The sequence below is a fragment of the Gimesia chilikensis genome (assembly GCF_007744075.1).
Classification (GTDB): domain Bacteria; phylum Planctomycetota; class Planctomycetia; order Planctomycetales; family Planctomycetaceae; genus Gimesia; species Gimesia chilikensis_A.
This window is the reverse complement of record NZ_CP036266.1, coordinates 8146046-8165831: the sequence shown is the minus strand read 5'-3', so window position 1 is coordinate 8165831 and position 19786 is coordinate 8146046. Positions and strand designations below refer to the sequence as shown.

The 19786-nt window shown below is 54.8% G+C and carries 15 protein-coding genes; 8 read left to right on the top strand and 7 right to left on the bottom strand.

Annotated features, from left to right (window positions below; all coding sequences use genetic code 11):
* The first annotated feature begins 32 nt into the window (after positions 1 to 32).
* Together HG66A1_RS31145 and HG66A1_RS31140 are read left to right on the top strand one after the other, a co-directional pair.
* The gene (locus HG66A1_RS31145) at positions 33 to 2321 is read left to right on the top strand and encodes an alpha/beta hydrolase family protein (protein WP_145193383.1); all 2289 of its coding nucleotides are present in this window, start codon (positions 33 to 35) and stop codon (positions 2319 to 2321) included.
* 237 nt (positions 2322 to 2558) lie between these two features.
* On the top strand, positions 2559 to 3488 hold the full coding sequence (locus HG66A1_RS31140; protein ID WP_145193381.1) for a leucine-rich repeat domain-containing protein: 930 nt from the start codon (positions 2559 to 2561) through the stop codon (positions 3486 to 3488).
* 6 nt (positions 3489 to 3494) lie between these two features.
* Here HG66A1_RS31140 and HG66A1_RS31135 read toward each other — a convergent pair whose 3' ends face one another.
* Genes HG66A1_RS31135 through HG66A1_RS31125 form a run of 3 tightly spaced genes read right to left on the bottom strand, consistent with a single transcriptional unit; the run spans position 3495 to position 6526 of the window.
* Positions 3495 to 4262: an NAD-dependent epimerase/dehydratase family protein gene (locus HG66A1_RS31135; protein ID WP_145193379.1), complete on the bottom strand. Its 768-nt coding sequence runs from the start codon at positions 4260 to 4262 to the stop codon at positions 3495 to 3497.
* A 37-nt stretch (positions 4263 to 4299) separates the two neighbouring features.
* A complete protein-coding gene (locus HG66A1_RS31130; protein ID WP_197996901.1) occupies positions 4300 to 5634 on the bottom strand; it encodes a dipeptidase in 1335 nt (444 codons plus the stop codon).
* A 58-nt stretch (positions 5635 to 5692) separates the two neighbouring features.
* The gene (locus HG66A1_RS31125; RefSeq protein ID WP_145193377.1) at positions 5693 to 6526 is read right to left on the bottom strand and encodes a Rieske 2Fe-2S domain-containing protein; all 834 of its coding nucleotides are present in this window, start codon (positions 6524 to 6526) and stop codon (positions 5693 to 5695) included.
* A 122-nt stretch (positions 6527 to 6648) separates the two neighbouring features.
* Between HG66A1_RS31125 and HG66A1_RS31120 the strand changes: the two genes are divergently transcribed.
* The 6 genes from HG66A1_RS31120 to HG66A1_RS31095 all read left to right on the top strand — a co-directional run bounded on the left by HG66A1_RS31120 (position 6649) and on the right by HG66A1_RS31095 (position 14847).
* On the top strand, positions 6649 to 7191 hold the full coding sequence (locus HG66A1_RS31120; protein WP_145045675.1) for a 5' nucleotidase, NT5C type: 543 nt from the start codon (positions 6649 to 6651) through the stop codon (positions 7189 to 7191).
* A gap of 319 nt (positions 7192 to 7510) precedes the next feature.
* The gene (locus HG66A1_RS31115) at positions 7511 to 9967 is read left to right on the top strand and encodes a DUF1549 domain-containing protein (protein WP_145193375.1); all 2457 of its coding nucleotides are present in this window, start codon (positions 7511 to 7513) and stop codon (positions 9965 to 9967) included.
* 55 nt (positions 9968 to 10022) lie between these two features.
* Complete coding sequence (locus tag HG66A1_RS31110; protein ID WP_197996900.1) at positions 10023 to 11360, top strand: DUF1501 domain-containing protein; 1338 nt, start codon at positions 10023 to 10025, stop codon at positions 11358 to 11360.
* Positions 11361 to 11396: 36 nt separating this feature from the next.
* Positions 11397 to 13088, top strand: a complete 1692-nt coding sequence (locus HG66A1_RS31105) for a PPC domain-containing protein (protein WP_197996899.1) — start codon at positions 11397 to 11399, stop codon at positions 13086 to 13088.
* A gap of 331 nt (positions 13089 to 13419) precedes the next feature.
* Complete coding sequence (locus HG66A1_RS31100; protein WP_145193371.1) at positions 13420 to 13833, top strand: hypothetical protein; 414 nt, start codon at positions 13420 to 13422, stop codon at positions 13831 to 13833.
* A 51-nt stretch (positions 13834 to 13884) separates the two neighbouring features.
* Positions 13885 to 14847: a hypothetical protein gene (locus HG66A1_RS31095; protein ID WP_145193369.1), complete on the top strand. Its 963-nt coding sequence runs from the start codon at positions 13885 to 13887 to the stop codon at positions 14845 to 14847.
* A 130-nt stretch (positions 14848 to 14977) separates the two neighbouring features.
* Here HG66A1_RS31095 and HG66A1_RS31090 read toward each other — a convergent pair whose 3' ends face one another.
* The 4 genes from HG66A1_RS31090 to HG66A1_RS31075 all read right to left on the bottom strand — a co-directional run bounded on the left by HG66A1_RS31090 (position 14978) and on the right by HG66A1_RS31075 (position 19735).
* On the bottom strand, positions 14978 to 16276 hold the full coding sequence (locus tag HG66A1_RS31090) for a DUF1573 domain-containing protein (protein ID WP_145193367.1): 1299 nt from the start codon (positions 16274 to 16276) through the stop codon (positions 14978 to 14980).
* 257 nt (positions 16277 to 16533) lie between these two features.
* Positions 16534 to 18084 (bottom strand): hypothetical protein, encoded by a 1551-nt coding sequence (locus HG66A1_RS31085; RefSeq protein ID WP_145193365.1) that lies wholly within the window; start codon positions 18082 to 18084, stop codon positions 16534 to 16536.
* 150 nt (positions 18085 to 18234) lie between these two features.
* Positions 18235 to 18666, bottom strand: coding sequence for a hypothetical protein (locus tag HG66A1_RS31080; RefSeq protein ID WP_145193363.1), 432 nt, complete (start codon positions 18664 to 18666; stop codon positions 18235 to 18237).
* A gap of 79 nt (positions 18667 to 18745) precedes the next feature.
* Positions 18746 to 19735, bottom strand: coding sequence for a DUF1559 domain-containing protein (locus HG66A1_RS31075; protein ID WP_145193360.1), 990 nt, complete (start codon positions 19733 to 19735; stop codon positions 18746 to 18748).
* Between the last annotated feature and the right edge of the window lie 51 nt (positions 19736 to 19786).

Below are 19786 nucleotides of genomic sequence, written 5' to 3'. Positions count from 1 at the left end.
GCTGCTTTTCCTTTTTTCGATCAGGTGTCCCGATGCGATTCCCGTCCCTCCTGCTGGCTCTGTTATTGCTCGTTCCATTTCCGTCCTTCGTGACTGCGCAGACACTGAACCTGCCCGATCCCCTGCCGGGAACCGCGCCGCTGAAACTGAGCGTCCCCCTCGACGAGCACATGGTGGCGGGCATCGATGCCTATGCACTGCGGGCACTGGCGGAGTCGCCTCAGCTGCGACCACAAAAATGGAACTACAATTTTGCAAGTCATGCAGCGTTCATCGAAAGCATCAAAGACAATCGTGCGCGGTTTAAGACGATCATCGGTGTCGTTGATCCGCGTGTGAGTGGTCCCGGTTTTGAACTGCTGACGACGACCGAAAAGTCTTCTGTGCTCGCAGTCGATGGTGACTTAAATTTTAAGATCCATGCCGTCCGCTGGCAGGTTCTGGACGGGATGACGGCGACGGGACTGTTGCTGCAGCCCACGGGAGAGATCAAAGCCCGTGTGGTCGCACTCCCCGATGCGGACTGGACGCCGGAGATGTTTACTCACCTGAAATCGGGCGCCCCCGAGTTAAGTCTGATTCCACTGCAACTGGCGGCGCGCGGCATTCAGGTCGTAATTCCAACTTTAATCAGTCGTGATGCCAGACATTCCGGTCACCCTGAGGTCTTCTTTACCAATCAACCGCACCGCGAGTTTATTTATCGCATGGCGTTCGAGATGGGACGGCATGTGATCGGTTATGAAGTACAGAAGGTGCTGGCGGCCGTCGATCAGTTTGAACGACTCGATAAACAGGAAGGCCGCATCTTACCTGTCGGCGTGGTGGGAGTGGGTGAAGGCGGATTGCTGGCGTTGTTCAGCGGGGCTGCCGACTATCGAATTCAAGCGACGTGGGTCGCCGGCTATTTTCAGCAGCGGGAACAGGTCTGGCAAGAGCCCATTTATCGTAATGTCTGGAGCCAACTCACCGAATTCGGTGATGCGGAAATCGCGGCGATGATTGCGCCCCGGTCCTGCGTGATTGAGATTGCGAAACCGGAGTCTGTGAAAGCGGAATTTGAGCGGGCACTTCCCGTGTTCGAACAGCTGGGCCTGCAACGGAACCTCTCGCTGGTCTTCTCGGATGGTGGAACCGGACCAGCCGGCTCGGGGAAGGCGCTAGCTGAATTTCTGTTCGGCTTACGCATCCGGCAGAACAGAAAGATGATTCCTCCCGTCGTATTGCAGCCGACAGCTGACGGGATTCAGGTCGATCCCGCAGACCGGCAGGAGCAGCAGTTCGATGAAATGAATGAATTCACACAGGAGTTACTTAATCGCTCGGCCCGCTACCGGGACACAGAGTGGCAGCCGGGCAAATACACGTCGGTCGCGTTGTGGGAAAAGGATGCTGACCGGCTGCGAAACAAAGTCTATGACGAACTGATCGGTCGCCTGCCGGCGTCTGAGCAGGCGGTTCCTATGAATGTGAAAACCCGCAAGGTACTGGAAGAGGACCAGTATGTGGGTTACGAGGTGATGCTGGATGTGCAGCCTGACATCGTGGCTGGCGGGATTCTGTTGATTCCCCGCGATCTCAAGTCGGGTGAACGACGGCCTGTGGTCGTCTGTCAGCACGGACTGGAGGGGACGCCCATGGATACCATCCAGGCGGAAGACCGGGCGTATGCCGCGTACAAAAATTTCAGCGCGCAGTTAGTGAAACGGGGGCTGATTGTCTATGCGCCGCAGAACCCGTATAAAGGCCGCGATCGGTTTCGCACACTGCAGCGGAAATCGAACCCGATGCAGCGGTCGCTTTACAGCTACATCATTCCCCAGCACGAACGAACGCTGGAGTGGCTCAGTGGGTTGCCGTTTGTGGATGAGCAGCGGATCGGATTTTACGGCCTCTCATACGGCGGCAAGACCGCAGTGCGTGTGCCTCCCTTTGTGAAGCAGTACGTCTTTTCGATCTGTTCGGGAGACTTCAATGAATGGGTCCGCAAAAATGCCGACAGCGCGCATCGCTATAGTTACGTGTTTCACGGCGAGTATGAAATCTTCGAGTGGAATATGGGTCACGTCGCGAATTACGCTGAGCTCTCATACCTGATGGCGCCGCGTCCGTTCATGGTGGAGCGGGGACACAATGATGGAGTCGCCCCCGATGAATGGGTGGCGGCCGAATACGCAAAGGTCAGGCGGTTCTATACGCAGATGGGGATCGGCGATCAAACGGAGATTGAATACTTCGATGGCCCGCATACAATCAATGGTCAGGGTACATTTGATTTCATTTTCCGCCATCTGAACTGGAAACCGACGCCCACAAAGTGATTTTGTCGCCTGATACGGGGGGATTCCACAGGAAAAAAATCGTTCGTTCACATGCGAAATTGCAGAATTATGTGTATATTATGCTCGGCACCAGATCCGGGTGAATGAAACGATGTGTACGGATGGGACGTGTTCGGGTGTATATAATCTCCCCGGTTTGAGCACAAAACTGAGTCGATCCCCAGCCGCTTCACGTTGATCAGAGTCAGACTTTTCAATTCCAAACAGGCCTAAACAATGAGCAAAGCTGCCACTGGTTCAGAGGAAGAAGTTCCCCAGGAATCAACTCTGGAAACAGATATCAAAGCCCTGAAGGAAATCAGTGCGAACTTGAAGATGGACTACAACGGGAATATTTCCCAGGTCTCCTTTTCCGGTTCCAAACTCGTCGACAACGGGCTGGTTTACCTCGGTCGGCTGAATAAACTGCGAAAGCTGGATCTCTCGGGATCGAAGGTGACCGATGATGGGATGTCGCATCTCAAGTCGCTCAAGAGTCTGCGGGAAATCTCTCTGCACGGTATTCCCGTTTCGGATACCGGGCTGGCGGAATTCAAAAAGCTGACCAACCTGGAAGTGCTCAACCTGTCGCGCACCAAGGTGACCGATGCGGGTCTCAAGCACCTCAAAGGTCTGGACAGTCTGAAGGAACTCTTCCTGACCGGCCTGGAAATTACGGGCGATGGGCTGACACATCTGTCTGATTTGAAGAGCCTGGAGACACTGGGACTTTCCGAAACCCAGATTACCGACGAGGGACTGGCTCACATCAAAGGGCTGAAAAAGCTCCGCGTACTGTTACTGCGGGATACACAGATTTCCGATGAAGGTCTGAAGCAGATTAAGAGCCTCACCCGTCTGCAGCGACTCTGGCTGCGCAACACGCAGATCACCGATGAGGGAATGAAGTATCTGGCCAAGATGAAAGACATGGAATGGCTGGAGCTCAACGATACCGAAATCGGCAACGCGGGAATTGCAGAAATTAAAGTGCTGGAAAACATTATTGATATGAATCTGCGGAACACCAGCGTGACCGATAAATGTATTACCTCGCTGAAGAAGATGAAAGATCTGGGCACTCTCTACATCGATGGTACCGAGATCACCGAAGAGGGCATCGCCAAGCTCGAGAAGGCACTTCCTTATTGTCGCGTTGAGCAGTAAACCTGCTCACGCGTAATTTGATTCTTCCGGAATCGGCTGGTCTTCGCTGCCCATCTGGTAACCGAGCTCTTCCGGGATCAGCGTCGGTCGATAGCCGAGCAGTTGTTCGGCTTTGCTGAGATCCCAGCGGCGCTGTTTGCTTTCACCGACAATGGTGATGACTTCACAGCCTGCGATCGAAGCGGTTACCGCTTTCTGATATGCCTGCAGGAGATCCGGAAACGGCACCCATTGGGGCCGCAGCGGATGTGTTTTCCAGAGCGGATGATCCAGGTCGATCGGCTTGGGAATCCGCAGACAGACGATGGACATGCCGTGTTGCTGTGCGTAGTGCGCGCACATCACTTCACCCAGTTGCTTCGTCAGGGCATACGAACCGACGGGCCGGGGCACTGCATCCGAGGCAACCCACTCCGGTGCCTGATAGCCGAGTACCGTCATGATGGTGCTGGTAAAGATGAAGCGTTTGACACCCGCATCGCGGGCCGCTTCAAGCAGGTTGAAGGACCCTTTGAGATTCACATCAAAGCGCCGGTTGTTCAATTCATCCCCTTCCATGGGGCCTTCGTCCGCCTGTTTGGCCAGATGCACGACGGCGTCGATTCCCTGCATGGCGGCCCGGGTCTGCGCAGGATCGGTGATGTCCAGTGGGATGCAGCGGGCGTCGTCCGGATTCGGGTGGATGTCACCCAGGACCAGTTCGTCATCCGTCTGCCAGTGCTGGCTGAAATAGCGTCCCACGTAGCCGGCAGCGCCGGTGATTAAAATGCGCATGGCGTCTTCTTTGTTTCAGAGAGGAGCGTCGTTCATTTCAGGAAAGTGATTCGCGACAGACCCGCAGCATGTTACCGCCGATGATCTTCTGAATGTCTTCATCGGAGTAACCCCGCTGGACCAGACCGACGGTAAACAGAGGCCAGTTGGTCCAGGAGACGCTGGTACTCATTTCAGAAGTCGTGCGGAAGCTGTCGGGCGGCCACAGGCTGCGCCAGGGTGTCCGCGAACGGGGTGCCCGGGGAACCTTTTTGTTTTCCAGGGTACTGTTACGAGATGTGTAAGCGACATCAGTGCCGATGGCGACATGATCGATGCCGAATTTCTTCACCACGTAATCAATGTGGTCGATCAGTCGGCTGATATCGCCGCTGCCTCCCAGGTAACGGGGGATACAGCAGATGCCGATCAGACCGTTGGTTTCGACGATGGCCTTGATCACGTTATCCGGTTTGCTGCGGATGTGGTGATGCAGGCTGGCACAGGTGGAGTGGCTGGCCACCATTGGTTTTTCGGAAACCTGGGCTGTCTCCAGGCTGGTCTGCCAGCCGGAGTGGGCGACGTCGGGGATGATGCCGAGCTGGTTCATTTCCCGCACAACTTCGCGACCGAAGTCGCTGAGTCCCGCGTTGGCCGGTTCGGCACAGCCATCACCGAGCATGTTTCTGCGGTTGTAGGTCATGTGCATCATGCGGATGCCTAACTGGAAGAAGATCCGCATGTATTTCATTTCGTCGGTCGTCGTTTCCCACTGCTGTGTGAGGGGAACGCCGTTGCCTGTGAGGTACAGGCAGTGCCGTCCCTCTTTCTGAGCCTGTTCGATGTCATCGGGAGTGACGGCCTTGGGAACGAAATCGGCGAGCATGTCAGTCGTGTAGGTGAACCGTGCGAGTCGCTTGATGAGTCGCATGGGGTCCTGCCCTTCCTCGCCGGCGTTCTGAAAGACACAGGTCACGCCGGCGGCATCGAAGGCTTCTTTGAATTCGCGCTGTTCGGCGGGATCGGTGACGCAGCGGGTCATCGACATGTCCTCGCGGAGGTCCTGCAGTTCCGCGGTCGAAGCGTGATCGTTAATGGCTGCGGCGAGTTTATCACCATCGATGGCGGCCCGGGGAGCGAAGCCGTAGGAATCGAAGACGAGCGAGTTCGCGTGCAGTTCGAGACCGTGTTCGAGTTCTTTCTGGGTCGGCTTGAGAATATCGAGGGCGACCTGGCGGGCGTGCAGAATCTTTTCGTTGCGGATGGGCTGTTGTGTTTTACCGGTTTTAGCGGCGGTCTGTTCTGCGGCGGAGAGGGAGGCAGCTGCAGCGCTGAGGCCGGTGGCAGCCAGTGAAGAACCCAGGAACGAACGGCGGTTGATGGGATTGCTCATGATGATGTCCGTGGTGTGAGGTTGGCAGGTTGGGGTGAGGTCTAAATGAGTGTGCTTCTTATTTCTGATCGCAGCCACAACCGCCGCTGGAACAGCCCGAAGCAGCAGGTGCTTCGTCTACGGGGTGAAAAACAATCCGCCAGGGATAGCGGGCATTCAGCTCCTGTGCCAGAATTTCCAGGGCCGGCAGGCGGCTGCCCAGATAATACAGGACGACTGTCTGCTGATCAAACAGTTGTTCGCAATCGATGATTTCCGCAGGCATGCCCCGTTCCTGAATCAACTGCTGACAGTCGCGGAAGACCTGGGTGTTGACGTCTCCCTGTCCGGGCAGTTGTTCCTGATCGAGGGGAGTGAACTCGCGCAGGATCGTTCCCGCGGGGGTTTTGTTTTTGTCTGGTTGAGTGAAGGACGAAAGAATCTCGCCGACTTCCTCACCGCGACTGGTCTGCAGGATGACGCGATCGCGGTGGTGATAGTTCGTCTCCGCGTCAGTGGCGAAGTGATCGACCCAGCCCATGACGCTGTAGCGGACCAGGAACAGGTTAAGAGCTTCTGCTTCAGCGAACGCGTCTCCATTGATCAGCAGCAGATCGGATTCCTGTTTCAGTTCAAAGCGGGTGAGCGGAAACTCGGGGAAATCCAGACACTCGCCGCTGGCCACATCGAACGTCCAGTCATGCAGGGGGCAGTTGACTTCGGTGCCGCAGCCTTCGCCTTCAATCAGCGTGGCACCCTGATGCGGACAGGCATTGTCAATCGCGTAAAAGGTTCCCGGCTGTTCCGGTTCGGTGACATGAAAGACGGCGATCTCGGTGCCGTGGAGGGTATATAGTTTTCGGCTGCCGGGTTTGATCTCGGAAACATCGCCCAGCGGAATCCAGTTGGTCATCAGTATTTCAATCCTGGTTAAAAAAGACTTCCACAATGGTTGTCAGTTCCAGTTTATTATATGCTCGATGGGTAATCCTACTGTTTTATAATCAAAGTTACTGAGTGGAGCGAAAAAACAGCATGGCTGTACGACATATCTTACTGGACATGGATGGCGTGATTGCCGACTTCATGGGCGCGATCCTCGAACTGCACGGTCAACGCGAACTGGCTGATAAGTGGCCGGACGGGGAAGCCGACTACGCGGGTGTGCTGGGCATGACCAAAGACGAATTCTGGAAACCGGTCGACGGACTGGGGGGCCGCTTCTGGGCCGAGTTCCCACCTTATCCCTGGCTGAATGAATTGCTGACACTGCTTAGAGAGACCGCGCCATTTACTATCAGCACCTCTCCCAGTCGCAGCGCTGCCTGTGCTTCAGCCAAGGTGGAATGGCTCAGAGAGCACTTCCAGGAACCGCTGTATATGGACTTCATGATCGGGACTCAAAAGTACCTGCTCGCGAAACCAGATGTCGTGTTGATTGATGACCAGCACAAAAACATCGATCAATTCCGGGAGCATGGCGGACAGGCGATTCTGTTTCCGCAGCCCTGGAATTCGAATTTTGCGATCACAGATCGGATCGGATACGTCAGATCGGAGCTGGAAAAGCTGGTTTAAGCAGTACAACAGCCATTTTTGCCGCCAGGCAGGTATACATACGGTTCATTTTTTGGGATAAGGGGTAGTTTTTGCAGCTCAGGGAAGGTATCCTAAGCGGTGTTTCATAAATAAAGTTGTTAAATGAAAGTTGACGAATAGGAAATATAAGAGACAATATATATTAGTTGGCGCCCAAACTATCGATACCGCAGTGCTTGCCGGGTTGCTGAATATTTATCTGACGTCTCAAAGACGACCTGCCCGACTTTCCCCCGCAGCGCTACTACCGCCAAACCTCACAGCGTATCCTTCCTTTGATTTGGGATAGAAAGACGAGATGAAATCTCTACTCTATCATGTTCTCGGCTGCCTGATTCTGCTCTCCGCTCTTTCCGCGCAAGCAGCGCCCCCGGCAGAATCAAAGGTCAGCGTCTATCCGGATAAAGTTGAACTGAATGGACCCCGTTCCCGTCAGCAACTGATCGTGACCCGTCAGCAGGACAAGAGTTTTGTCGACCTGACCCGCGATGTGCAGTTTCAATCTCAGCAACCCGCCGTTGTGCAGGTTGACGCCCAGGGCGTAATCAAGCCCCTGGCGAATGGAACCGCAACAGTCACCGTCATTGATGGTGGGCAGAAGATTAACATTCCGGTTCAGGTGAAAGACTTCGACCGGCAGGCCCTGCTCGATTTCGAGCGGGACATCCATCCCCTGTTTTCCCGCTTCGGCTGTAATGGCGGTTCCTGTCACGGGAAGCAGCGTGGTCAGGGGGGATTCCAGTTGTCGATGTTCGCCTTCGATCCCGATTACGATTACAACGCCCTGGTTAAGGAATCGCGAGGACGACGTGCTTCGCCGCTGGCACCCGAACAAAGCCTGGTGCTGCTGAAAGGCGCCGGTAAGGTTCCTCACGGCGGTGGTAAAAAACTGCCCGCCGACGGTCAGTATTATGCATTGCTCGAACGCTGGATTTCCGAAGGGGCGACCCGCGAAGTCAAAGGGACTCCCGAGCTCGTCAAGATTTCCGCAGAACCGACCGAACGGATCATGCTGCCGAAAACAAAGCAGCAGATGGTCGTCACCGCTCATTACAGCGATGGCTCGACCCGGGACATCACCGATCTGGCCGAGTTCATGTCCAGCGAAAGCGTTTACGTTTCCGTAGATGAACACGGTCTGGTCACCGCCGGCTCTCTGATGGGCGAAGCCTCGATCATTGCCCGCTACATGGGGAAATTTGCTTCCCTGAGTGTGACGATTCCTTCCAACCACAAAGTTGCCGACGAATACTATGCCAAGCTGCCCCGCAATAACTTTATTGACGGGCTGGTCTGGGACAAGCTGCAGAAATACGGTCTGAAACCGTCTGATCCCATTGATGACGCGACCTATCTGCGTCGGGTTTCCCTGGACATCATTGGTCGTACGCCGACCGCAGAAGAAGCACGGGCCTTCCTGCAGGATCCCTCTCCCAACAAGCGGGAACGACTGGTCGATTATCTGCTGGAACAGCCCGAGTACGGCGATCACTGGGCCAACAAATGGGCCGATTTATTGCGTCCCAATCCGTACCATGTGGGTATCAAGACCGTCTTGAATTATGATGCCTGGATTCGCGAGTCGTTTCACCAGAACAAACCCCTCGATCAGTTCACACACGAATTGCTGACCGCCAAGGGAGGAACGTGGCACAACGGCGCGGTAACCATGTTCCGCGATCGCCGCAAACCTGAAGAGCTCACTACGATTGTCAGTCAGCTCTTTCTGGGAATTCGACTGAGCTGTGCCCAGTGTCATCACCACCCCAACGAAGTCTGGGGTCAGGACGATTTCTACAGCTTTGCAGCCTACTTCGCCAAAATCGGCCGTAAAGGCCGCGGGATCTCGGCCCCGATTTCGGGATCTGAGGAAATGGTTTTCACTTCCAACTCCGGTAGCGTACGGCACCCGTTGACCAACGAAGTCCTGCCGCCACGCCCCCTGTTTGGCGAAGTGCCTGAGCTCAAAGAAAACCAGGATCCACGCGAAATTCTGGCAGACTGGATTATCTCGCCTCAGAATCATTTCTTCGCCGAAGTGAATGCCAACCGCGTCTGGGCCGACCTGATGGGACGGGGGATTGTCGAGCCGATTGACGATTTTCGCGAAAGTAATCCTCCTTCGAACAAGCCGCTGATCAAAGCCCTGGGTCAGAAGTTCCGGGAGCAGAAATTTGATCTGAAACAATACATCAAGACAATCGTGCTGTCGCACGTTTACAGTCTGAGTGCGATCCCCAATGAAACCAATGTGGGCGACACCCGCAACTACTCGCGGCATTACCGTCAGCGTCTGCGGGCTGAAGTTCTGCTGGACAGCGTGAGTGAAATGATCGGCGTGCCCGATACATTTTCAGCGATGCCCAAGGATTCAACGGCCAAACAGATCTGGACGCATCGTGTGAGCTCGGTCTTCCTCGATTCGTTTGGTCGACCCGACCCGAACCAGGATCCGCCGTGCGAACGGACGACCGATACCACAGTGGTGCAGGTGCTGCACATGATGAACTCTCGTGATCTGTATTCCCGCATTCAGTCCAAGAATGCGAACAGTGCGAAGTGGGCCGAAAGTAAAATGACACCCGATCAGATTATGGAAGAACTGTATCTGACGGCTTATTCAAGATATCCAACCATCGAAGAAAAACGACTGGGGCGCTCCCTGTTTGAAGAGGAAGGCGCCAGCCGACAGCAGGTGATTGAAGACCTGATGTGGGCCCTGCTCAATACGCCGGAATACCTCTTCAAAAACTGACGTCCCCTGCTCCACCAGGAAACATTGTTTGACATCTATTCGAACAGGATCAGAAATGATGAACGTTTCAAAAAACTGCAATGGAATCACACGACGAAATTGCCTGCAGCTGGGTCTGGGTGCCATGACTGGCCTCGGGCTGACGGATCTGCTGCGTCTGCAGGCGCAGGCCAAAGGAACCGATGCTCCCCAGCGCAAGGCGACCGCTAAAAGCGTGATCCTGATCTGGATGGACGGTGGTCCTTCGCATTACGAAACGTTTGACCCCAAACCGGAAGCACCGGTTGAAATCCGGGGTGAATTCAACCCGATTCCCACCAAGGTGCCCGGGGTCCAGTTCTCACAGCACATGAAGCGGCTGGCGTCGATCTTCGATAAATGCTCGGTGATCCGCTCGATCCGTCACAACCAGGGGAACCACGGTGCCGGCAACCACTACATGATGACCGGTGCTCCACCACGAATTCCTGTAGGCTGTGGTGCCTTCGTGAGCTTCCATCCCAGCATGGGTTCGGTCGTCGCACACGAAAAGCCGACCACCAACAATCTTCCCGCTTACTTCACCATGCCCAGCATGTCACGTTCAGGCGGACCTAACTTCCTGGGAGCCAAGTACGCTCCGTTCGTGATGTCGGACAACCCGAATTCGTCCAACTTCCGCGTACGCGACCTGGCACTGCCCAGCGGTCTGACCGATGCCCGCTACAAAACCCGCCGCGATCTGCGAGAGCAGGTCGACCAGTTGAAGCGGATCCGGGACGAAGTCGCCGGCGATCCGGTATTGAACCTGGATGAATACTACGAACAGGGTTACAACCTGGTGGCTTCCACCGAAGCGCAGACCGCGTTTGAGATCGATCGCGAGCCTGCCGAACTGCGTGATAAATATGGTCGAACCTCGTTCGGTCAACGTGCCCTGCTGGCCCGTCGTCTGACGGAAGCCGGCGTGCCTTTCATTACGCTGTATGAAGGGGGCTGGGACAATCACGGCAGTCTGTTCAAGACGTTCAATGGCCGGATGCCTTCCTTTGAAAACACGATCGCCACGCTGATCGAAGACCTCGATGAGCGGGGTCTGCTGGATACGACCATGGTACTGGCCCTGGGTGAATTCGGCCGTACGCCGAAAATCAATCCGGGCGCCGGTCGCGACCACTGGTCGAACGCGATGTCGGTGCTGATGGCCGGCGGTGGAACACCGGGCGGACTGGCACTGGGGGCTACCGACAAGGCCGGCTACTCCGCAGTCGAACGTGTGCTCTCTCCGGAAAACTTTGTCTCCACCGTTTACACCAAGATGGGTATCGATCCCGACAAGGTGCTCTACACGCCGGAAGGTCGTCCGTCGCACCTCGTCAGCGATCCGACACCGATTCCGGAACTGTTCGCTTAATCCGAGCCCGCACTTCGACTGAGAATGAGTTTACCAATGTCCTGCCACGCCCCGATTCTGTCCGCCGTTCTCTCTTGTTCGTTGGTATTCAGTCTGGGGACGAGCGTCATTGCGGCTCCACCCAGCGTGAACTACCTGACTCCCGCGGGAGGCCAGGTCGGACAGAAGGTCGAAGTCAGCGTCGACAAGACCCTGGGGACACAGCCGGTTTCGGTCTGGACGTCGCAGCCGGGTCTCAAAATCGAGATCCCCGAGAAGCCCGCCAAGGGAAAAGAGAAACAGTTCACGGTCGAAATCACTACTGAAGCCAAACCGGGTCTGTACTGGCTCCGCTTTCATAATGCCGAAGGGGCCTCTGAGATTCGACCGTTCCTGGTCGGGACGCTGCCCGAAGTGACAGGCGCGGAACCGAATGAAGATCTGGAACACGCGCAGAAAATTGAACAGCCAGCGGTGACGGTTAACGGTGTACTGGCTAAGGCGGGTGATGTCGACATCTATCAGGTCAAGCTGAAGCAGGGACAGACGCTGGTCGCCTCACAGGTCGCCAACGAACAACTGGGTTCTCCCATGGATAGCGTGCTGCAGCTGCTGAATCATCGGGGAACGGTGCTGAAGCAGATGGACGATACCCTGTGGTTCGATCCGCGGATTGTTTATACCGCTCCCGAAGAGGGCACGTATTATATCCGCACGTTCGCGTTTCCCGCTGATCCGAACAGTACGATCCGCTTTGCAGGCGCCGCCTCTTACATTTATAGACTGACGCTGACTACGGGGCCGTTCGTCGATCACAGTCTGCCCCTGGCCTGGCATCCCTCAAGGGCACAGCCGGTTAGGTTGGATGGCTGGAATCTGTCTGACAAGCTCAAGACATTGATGCCTGCGGTTTCCGATTTGAGCCAGGATGCGCTGCTGAGCGCTCCGGAACTGGGAAACAACCTGACGATTCCCCTCAGCACGACACCCGTGGTGCTGGAGACGAAAGAGACGCAGTCTGAGGCAGGTCAGCAACTGACGGTACCTGCCACGGTGACGGGGAAAGTGGCCGCTGCACAGGAGATTGACGTTTATCGTTTCACTGCGAAAAAGGGCGAGAAGCTCACCTTCAAAGTTGATTCTCACAAACTGGGTTACCCGCTTGATCCGTATATAAAGCTGTTCGATGCGAAGGGCAAGCTGCTCAAAGAGATCGACGATCCCCGGCGGAATTTCTACGACGCTGCGCTGGACTATACGATTCCCGCGGACGGCGAATACCGGCTGCAGGTGACCGACCGTTTCGAGCATGGTGGTTTCCGCTATGTGTACCTGCTTTCGATTCTGCCAACCGAAGCAGACTTCTCCCTGCAGGCTGCCAACGAACAGTACACGCTGACCGCAGGCGACAAGCCGCTGGAGATCGACGTGACCATCGACCGTCAGAGTCCCCGTTTCAGCGACGACATCGAAGTCAGCATCGCGGGGCTGCCTGAAGGAGTGACCTGCGAACCGGTCGTCTCCCAGGTCAAGGACAAGGGGGGCAAGTCGGTCAAGCTGAAGCTGGAAGCGAAGAAGGACGTCACGTTTCAGGGCCCGCTGGTAATCCAGGGTACGAGCGTCAAAGACAAAGCCAGGCAGCACACTGCGACCGCGGTCATCAAAGGGATCAGCCCCAAACGCAACACCGACCGCCCGAAACCCGACCTCGAACTGCCTTACCTGTGGCTGACGATTAAGAAGAAGTAAGGTTTGCAGAAAATCCTGCCCGAGACGTGTTGGCGTCAGCAGCGCAGTTGTGTTCTGATCTTGCATGATCCCACCGACAGTTTCCTGCTCGCTGCGCTCGGCCCGAATTGCATTCGGGCTCACCCATTCTTTCATGGTGAGTTTGAACCGTAGGGGCAGCACCTGTGTGTCCGCCCGCCGGGTGGCGCTCAACCTTTGGGTGCAAGTCAGGGGGACAGGAAGAACCGTTCGTCAGGCCAAGCCGACAGTGGCACCCGGAGCGCTTTCTTATCCCTATGGTTCACTCATCTCAATGATGCTATGATCGACGTCGTAGCTTCAGGAGAGAGCCATGGACTTACCCTATGAAATCGAAGTGATGCTGACGCGCCCCGGAATGTGTCTTTCGGAAGTCAGTTACGATTCTGCAGTCGCCTATCTGATGGGCGCGAATATGAATTGCCACGGTGGAATCCTGCATGGATTTCAAGAGTGGTTAATGATCAAGATTGATATCAGTACAAACCTGATGTGGTCAGAACTGGTTCTGCATTTCGCCTTACCGAACAGCGCATCACCCCGAGATGAACTGGCACAGCTGTCCGACCATAAACCTCTCATTGCTTTTCTGCATCAAATGTTGAAAGAGTTCTGGGATGAGCGGAACGAAAAGGGGCTGCGAATTATCTATCTGAACTATGAGAAGTGGTTGCGGAAACGCGACTGGTATGATCCCACATCACCTAAATGGTTTGATTGGGAGTAGGGTTCACCAGAGTTATTAATGTCAGTTTAATCCAGTGAATTGAAAATCCTCATGCCGATCTGTTTCGACGTTCATATTTTCCCCCGTAAACAGGAATTTGAAGGGGAAAAAACGTTTCTACAGCTCATTGAGTTGTTTGAGAACACGTCGATTCCACTCACGCATGACTGGGGCAGTTTTAAAATTCATGGAAACGAACTGAACCGGTATGTATTCGAATCTTCCAAAATCAATACTACTGAAGAAATACGGAAGTATTTCTCTCGGCCCAGACGCAAGCAGCCGCAAAAGTATTCTGTTGAAACAGGCTTGTGGAGCAACCCTTCGGATCTTGCGTCAGAGGAATTCCCTGATGCCATTGCCGTCGATGTTGGTGCCTGGGATTCAGACTATCAGTACAAATACCATGATGGTTACGCTCAAATCGGCTTCTTTCGCTATTATACATACTGGACGACTCGTCATTTACCCAATGGTGACCCCGATCCAGAGAATGAAGCCGTTTATCAGAGACTGCAGTATCTGCGAACGCTCATCACTGAGGTGATCGAACAGCTCGATCCCAAATCCATCAAGGTTTTTTCTGATACTGGTTGGCAGGTACCATTCAATTCCCATTGCACGTACTTTGCGAACCCGGAAGTGTTGTTAGAAGACCTTGAGCAAATCCGGGCTATCTTTACAGGGGAAACGGTTTGGAACAAGGATGCTCCGTCCTTTGCGGAGTATGACGGACCAAAAATGAGTTTCGCATTGAATAGCAGGCGGACCAGCGAGGAACGGGAGCGACTGTGGACCTCATTTCGCGATTTGTTACCCCGGCTTCCCGCTCTGACATCAGCAATGATCGCGGAGGTGTGGCGTCTTGAGCCTCGTCAGGACGGATTGCAGGTATCCCGTACTGAAAATGGGGGCGCGCTGGTGTTTGGGTCAGACAACTTTATGAATACATTCGTTGATCAGGTTTATCTCGAGGCTCTTGAATTAGCTGATCTGTACCAGGCGGGAGAATAGGACCTGGTATGATTTCAGTAGCTAAAGCATACTCTGAACACGTGAGGTCTCTCCGCCAGTTTCCTGCACCGGCGCTCGGCTCGAATTGCATTCGGGCCCACACAACTGCAGATGTCGGAACTGAGATCGGTCACTTCTTCTGTTGCACTTTTGCGTTCTCTTTTACAGTACCGTAGAGTGGCATTCTAATTTTTGTCTGCCCTGGTTGGTCGGTATAGAGCTCGATTTCGGTGTTGAATTTTCCCGGAGTAGTGGCTTTGAACAGGATGGTAAAACTGCCTTGCTGGCCTGCAGGAATGCGCAAGGGGAGCCCTTCGGCGTACGCGCATCCACTGGGCGTGCAGGGAACCATAGCTCCGAGTAACTGGATTGGCAGGCTGGAGGTGTTTTGAATGGTGACCTTCTGCCGCGCTGTTTTGTTGGCGGGAATGTCTTTAAATTCACAACGGGGCGCGATGATTTGCTTACCTGTTGTTGAAGTGGGTTTCGCGAGTGGGATGTCTGATAAACCGAAGTTTGACAAGCGGAAGACGGCATCGTCTACCGTGCCCAGCGAAAAGTCGGTGAGCTGTGCAGTGTGCTGTTCGCGGATGGGCTGCATGCCGGAGTGATGGTGTACCGCCTCAAGCTCGCAGCTCATTGGAAATAGAATCGTATTCTTGCGGGGTGAAGAAAAGGAGTTCCTGCCTGTGAAGATCGAATAATCCGTGTCCGAGTAATCGCAGCGGTAACGGTATTCCAGCACGGCCCAGTTCAACTGCGGGGCAAAGACGATATGACCACCAGAAATTGACCAGGGGTCGTTGGTCAGTTTGAAATCCAGGGTGACGCGATTGTCTGTGCCGCTTGGATTTGCTGCCAGGCGTTCCAGTTTTACAACGGTGAAGGATGGCTTATTGATAATCGCTTCAAAGGGATTATGGTACATAAAGCTGCCGGCACACAGATAGACGTCAACATCATTCCCCAGGATCAGTCGAGTCCGTGCAACCCGGTCTGGTGTGCGCGTGAAATAATTCAGCTGATAGGGGTGGTTTCGCCTGGTCTTATGAAGCTCAAACGCGTAGTGCGAGGTGGCGCAGGCCACCTGGCTGGTATCGGTTCCTCCCCGCGGCGTCTCTTGCGCGTAATCCTGAATGGTAACCGCAGAGTCCCCTTTCATCAGCAGATGGGCGGTAAAGTCATAGCGTCTCTTATGGGACAGATTATTGGGATCATCCAATCGATAACGGCACCGGGCCTTGCACTGGATGTTCTGGTAAGCGGCGTTGAATTTTTTCGCCGCGTCGACGTAGGCAGCACGAAATTCACGCTCTGAGATCGACCGGGGTGCAGATTGCTGCGGGTCAGCCGCGTCTGCTGATGCAATTCCCGAAAGCAGGACAATTCGGATCACAAAAGCAATCCCCAACTGTTTCCCTGATGACATATTCCCGTGCTCCTCGAATCAAGAATGTTTCAGACAGGAGTAAGGAAATCAGTTTGAGGATAGTTTGTTTATTTGATTATCGAAAATCTAATAAACCACAGCAAAGGTGGACGCGGATCTGATGCCTTCTGACGTTTTACAGGTGATTTCAGTAGCGCAAGCATGCTCTGAATACGTGAGGCCCTACCGTCAGTTTCCTGCTCGCTGCGCTCGGCTCGAATTACATTCGGGCCCACCCATTTAATGCTTTGCTGGTCTTACTTCAGCTGCTGAATCAGTTCGTGGGCTTTGGCTTCGAAGATGGCTTGCCATTCGGGGGCGAAGAGGCAGTCGCTGTCTTCCTGGGCGTTGCCGACGTTCTTCAGCTGATCCGCGGTGGGGGCGTAGTAGTTGTAGCCGTTGGTGTAGCCGGCGACGAATGTGTTTTCAAACGGTGACTTCTGCTTGATGTTGAGACCGATGTTGACCGTCAGTTCGGCGGGGAAGGTGATCATGCGGAAGTCGCCGAGCTTGAAGGCGACCACTTCCACGTCGATGGTTTTGCCTGCGGCCTGGTTGCGGGTCTGGTGCTTGGTGAGCAGTGCCAGGTTCGCTTTGTTGCGGCTCATCTTTTCCATCTTGTAGATGTTGTTGATGTAGCGTTCCATGTTGGCGCGGTTCTCGGCGTCCAGCTTTTTCAGGCCATCTCGTCCCAGCTTCTGTTCCAGCATGTAACGGTGCGAATAGTAGGACGGACTCTCTTCATACAGCTTATACTTCACGATCAACGGCAGAAATGTTTTGAGGTTCAGACTGGTTCCCTGCAGGGAGTTGAGCAGCTGCTCCTGTTCCTGCTTGAGTTCCGCGATCCGTTTTTCATTGTTGGAACGTGGGAGTGTCAGAGTTTCGTTGATGACTTTGAGGCCGCTGTTCTCGGTGCATTGGATTTTGCGGATTGCCTTCAGGGCACTCAGCGCGAGCATGTTCCCGAGGACTTCGGCGTCGCGGGGATTGTCGACGTCTTTGTACTGCACCGGGTTGATGTCGCCGCCACATCCCTGCACGAACAGAGCGATGGTATCTTTACTGAGGTTGTCTTCGATGACCTGAGACGCCAGCCCGCTCATGTCGGCGGTGTTCCCTTTGTTGGGTACGCCCTGGATGGGGTGACAGGCGAAGTTATACACGACGGCCACGGTTTCGCCATCCAGTGTGTCGAGCTTGAGAATGCCGATCTCCGGATCGATAGGACCGATGCCGGCCACTTCTTCATCCGGGGGGAGCGAATAGGCGTGACGGACGTCGGCTTCTTTACCGTTCTTAAGAAACAGCCGGCGGTTTTCCATAACGCGGTCTTCGTGACCGGTGCCAACCCCGACTTTGACGGGGACCAGTTTCTTCGCGGCCTCTTTAATCGCCTGCACCGTCCGCTGTTCGACGTCGTTACAGACGATGCCGTGACAGTGGCTGGCGTTGATCATGATGTTCTGCGGTCTGATCTTGAGATCTTTTTCGATCTGCCCGCGGACATTGTCGAGGTACTCGTTGGTGATCGAACCGATTTCGCCGATGGCAACCGCATCCACCGTGACGATGGCGGCGGTGTTGTCTCCCTCTTTGATGACCAGGGCCTTCACATACAGCGGATCATTTACCAGGGGCACATCGCGGTTCGTGATATCCACCTTGGCGGCTCCCGCCATCAACTCGGCGGCAGACGCACTGAGCGGTGTCAGGATGCCGGCTACTGACAGCACGAGCAGTGTCAGTGAGCAGCGAACCAGTGAGGGAAAATAAACGATGCGAGCGTGAAGGGTGGTGTCATGCATGGTGTCAGGTTTCTTGTCCTGGTGAGAAAGAGGGGGAATTCGGCAATGTCTCAGTTGTATTGTGTATCTGATAGTGTAACCGGTGCGCGGGGGTTCCTGCACCGGTACTTTCGGAAAAAAATCAGGTAACATCCGACATGGAGGGTAAAGCTATTTCAGTTCCAGAGTCAGATTGTTGTCGCCTTCTGTGACGGTGGCCGTCAGATCGGATGTCGACTGGCTGTGGTATTTTTTCGGAACACTCGCCAGACCGGATTTCGACTGCGCCTGTGCGGGTGTAAAGATTTCCGGCAGGGTGATAAACACACTGTAGGTGCCGGTGGGAATGGGACCTTCAAAGCTGAAGCTGCCATCGGGCTGCAGATCGCCGCCTGCACCGGAGCCGCCCTGCTGGGAGATGAAATTCACGCGACAGTCCGTGAGTGGTTGTCCCTTGAGCGTGACCGTACCGGAGACGGTTCCCATAGGTTGAGACTCCGCCCGGGCACCGCCACAACCTGACAGCAGGCAGATCAGACAGGCTGCGACGCCCAGTTGGAGCAGGTTTGCTTGAATCGTGTTCTGTAACCGTGAAAAAGTCATGGTCTCTGTTCCTCAAATCAGCGGCGCACACACCTGCGGCGCTGATGCAGGTGTGTGCTGAAGATGCTGTAAAGTTCGATTAGAATTCGCCGACAACCTGGCCGTCATTCAGCGCGCCCAAAGCGAGGAGCGTGTTGAAGTCGATGTTGTCGGAGATGAAGCGGGCGGCACCATCGGCCAGCAGCACATGTACGCCGCCGGTGTGGAATGATGTCAGCGGTCCGTTATTAAAACCGGCACCCGTGTAAGCGGGCTTCGTTTTCGGATTGGGAGAATAGCGAATCGTCACGACGCCACCGCCGCCATATCCGGAACCGCCACTGGTGGAGACACCACGGTGACCGGACCAGCCGCCTGAGAGGTTCTTGCGGTAGTCGACACCAGCGATCACACCGGAGTCTTCGCCGACCATGATGGTATTGGAAGTTCCGTCGGTACAGTCACGCATTTTGATGGCTTTGCCGATCTGCAGCATGCCATTTTGTGCCATGACGCCGTAGTAAGTGTTGTCGACAGCATTCGCGTTGTAGGGGGCTGAGGCGGTGTAAGCACCGGCGATCCCGACGTAGTCCATGGTCATGCCGATGTCGCCGTTGGACTGGCCTGGTGAGATGCCGTTGGCGGTCCCTTCGAAGAAGGCGCTCAAGGTACTCGACGGACATTTGTAGGAAGGAATCAGCGCGTTGTTGAGGATCTCATTCGATCCGGCTCCGGTGCCGTATCCACCGTCGCCGGTCCACCCGTTGAAGGTGTTGTAGCCGCGACCGTTGGCAGGTGTCTGGGTGGTCTGGTTGTAAAGTGGTGCCTGGTCAATGTAAGGCAGGATGGAGGCCCGCCAGTTGGCCTGGTAGATGGGGACCTGAGCGCCAATCGGGAAGGTCGTGAAGGCGTCGTGATAGTTGTGGAAAGCGAGTCCCATCTGTTTGAGATTGTTTTTACAGGTGCTGCGGCGAGCCGCTTCACGGGCCTGTTGCACGGCGGGAAGCAGTAGGGCAATCAGAATGGCGATAATCGCGATCACCACCAGAAGTTCGATCAGTGTGAATGCTTTGCGTTTCACGTGACTCATCCTTTTTCTAAGGTTTATAAACCATATAACAGGTTTAAAAAAAATGAACTT

Coding starts and splice junctions, on each gene's coding strand:
- HG66A1_RS31145 (WP_145193383.1), top strand. CDS start 33: ATGCGATTCCCGTCCCTCCTGCTGGCTCTGTTATTGCTCGTTCCATTT.
- HG66A1_RS31140 (WP_145193381.1), top strand. CDS start 2,559: ATGAGCAAAGCTGCCACTGGTTCAGAGGAAGAAGTTCCCCAGGAATCA.
- HG66A1_RS31135 (WP_145193379.1), bottom strand. CDS start 4,262: ATGCGCATTTTAATCACCGGCGCTGCCGGCTACGTGGGACGCTATTTC.
- HG66A1_RS31130 (WP_197996901.1), bottom strand. CDS start 5,634: ATGAGCAATCCCATCAACCGCCGTTCGTTCCTGGGTTCTTCACTGGCT.
- HG66A1_RS31125 (WP_145193377.1), bottom strand. CDS start 6,526: ATGACCAACTGGATTCCGCTGGGCGATGTTTCCGAGATCAAACCCGGC.
- HG66A1_RS31120 (WP_145045675.1), top strand. CDS start 6,649: ATGGCTGTACGACATATCTTACTGGACATGGATGGCGTGATTGCCGAC.
- HG66A1_RS31115 (WP_145193375.1), top strand. CDS start 7,511: ATGAAATCTCTACTCTATCATGTTCTCGGCTGCCTGATTCTGCTCTCC.
- HG66A1_RS31110 (WP_197996900.1), top strand. CDS start 10,023: ATGATGAACGTTTCAAAAAACTGCAATGGAATCACACGACGAAATTGC.
- HG66A1_RS31105 (WP_197996899.1), top strand. CDS start 11,397: ATGTCCTGCCACGCCCCGATTCTGTCCGCCGTTCTCTCTTGTTCGTTG.
- HG66A1_RS31100 (WP_145193371.1), top strand. CDS start 13,420: ATGGACTTACCCTATGAAATCGAAGTGATGCTGACGCGCCCCGGAATG.
- HG66A1_RS31095 (WP_145193369.1), top strand. CDS start 13,885: ATGCCGATCTGTTTCGACGTTCATATTTTCCCCCGTAAACAGGAATTT.
- HG66A1_RS31090 (WP_145193367.1), bottom strand. CDS start 16,276: ATGTCATCAGGGAAACAGTTGGGGATTGCTTTTGTGATCCGAATTGTC.
- HG66A1_RS31085 (WP_145193365.1), bottom strand. CDS start 18,084: ATGCATGACACCACCCTTCACGCTCGCATCGTTTATTTTCCCTCACTG.
- HG66A1_RS31080 (WP_145193363.1), bottom strand. CDS start 18,666: ATGACTTTTTCACGGTTACAGAACACGATTCAAGCAAACCTGCTCCAA.
- HG66A1_RS31075 (WP_145193360.1), bottom strand. CDS start 19,735: ATGAGTCACGTGAAACGCAAAGCATTCACACTGATCGAACTTCTGGTG.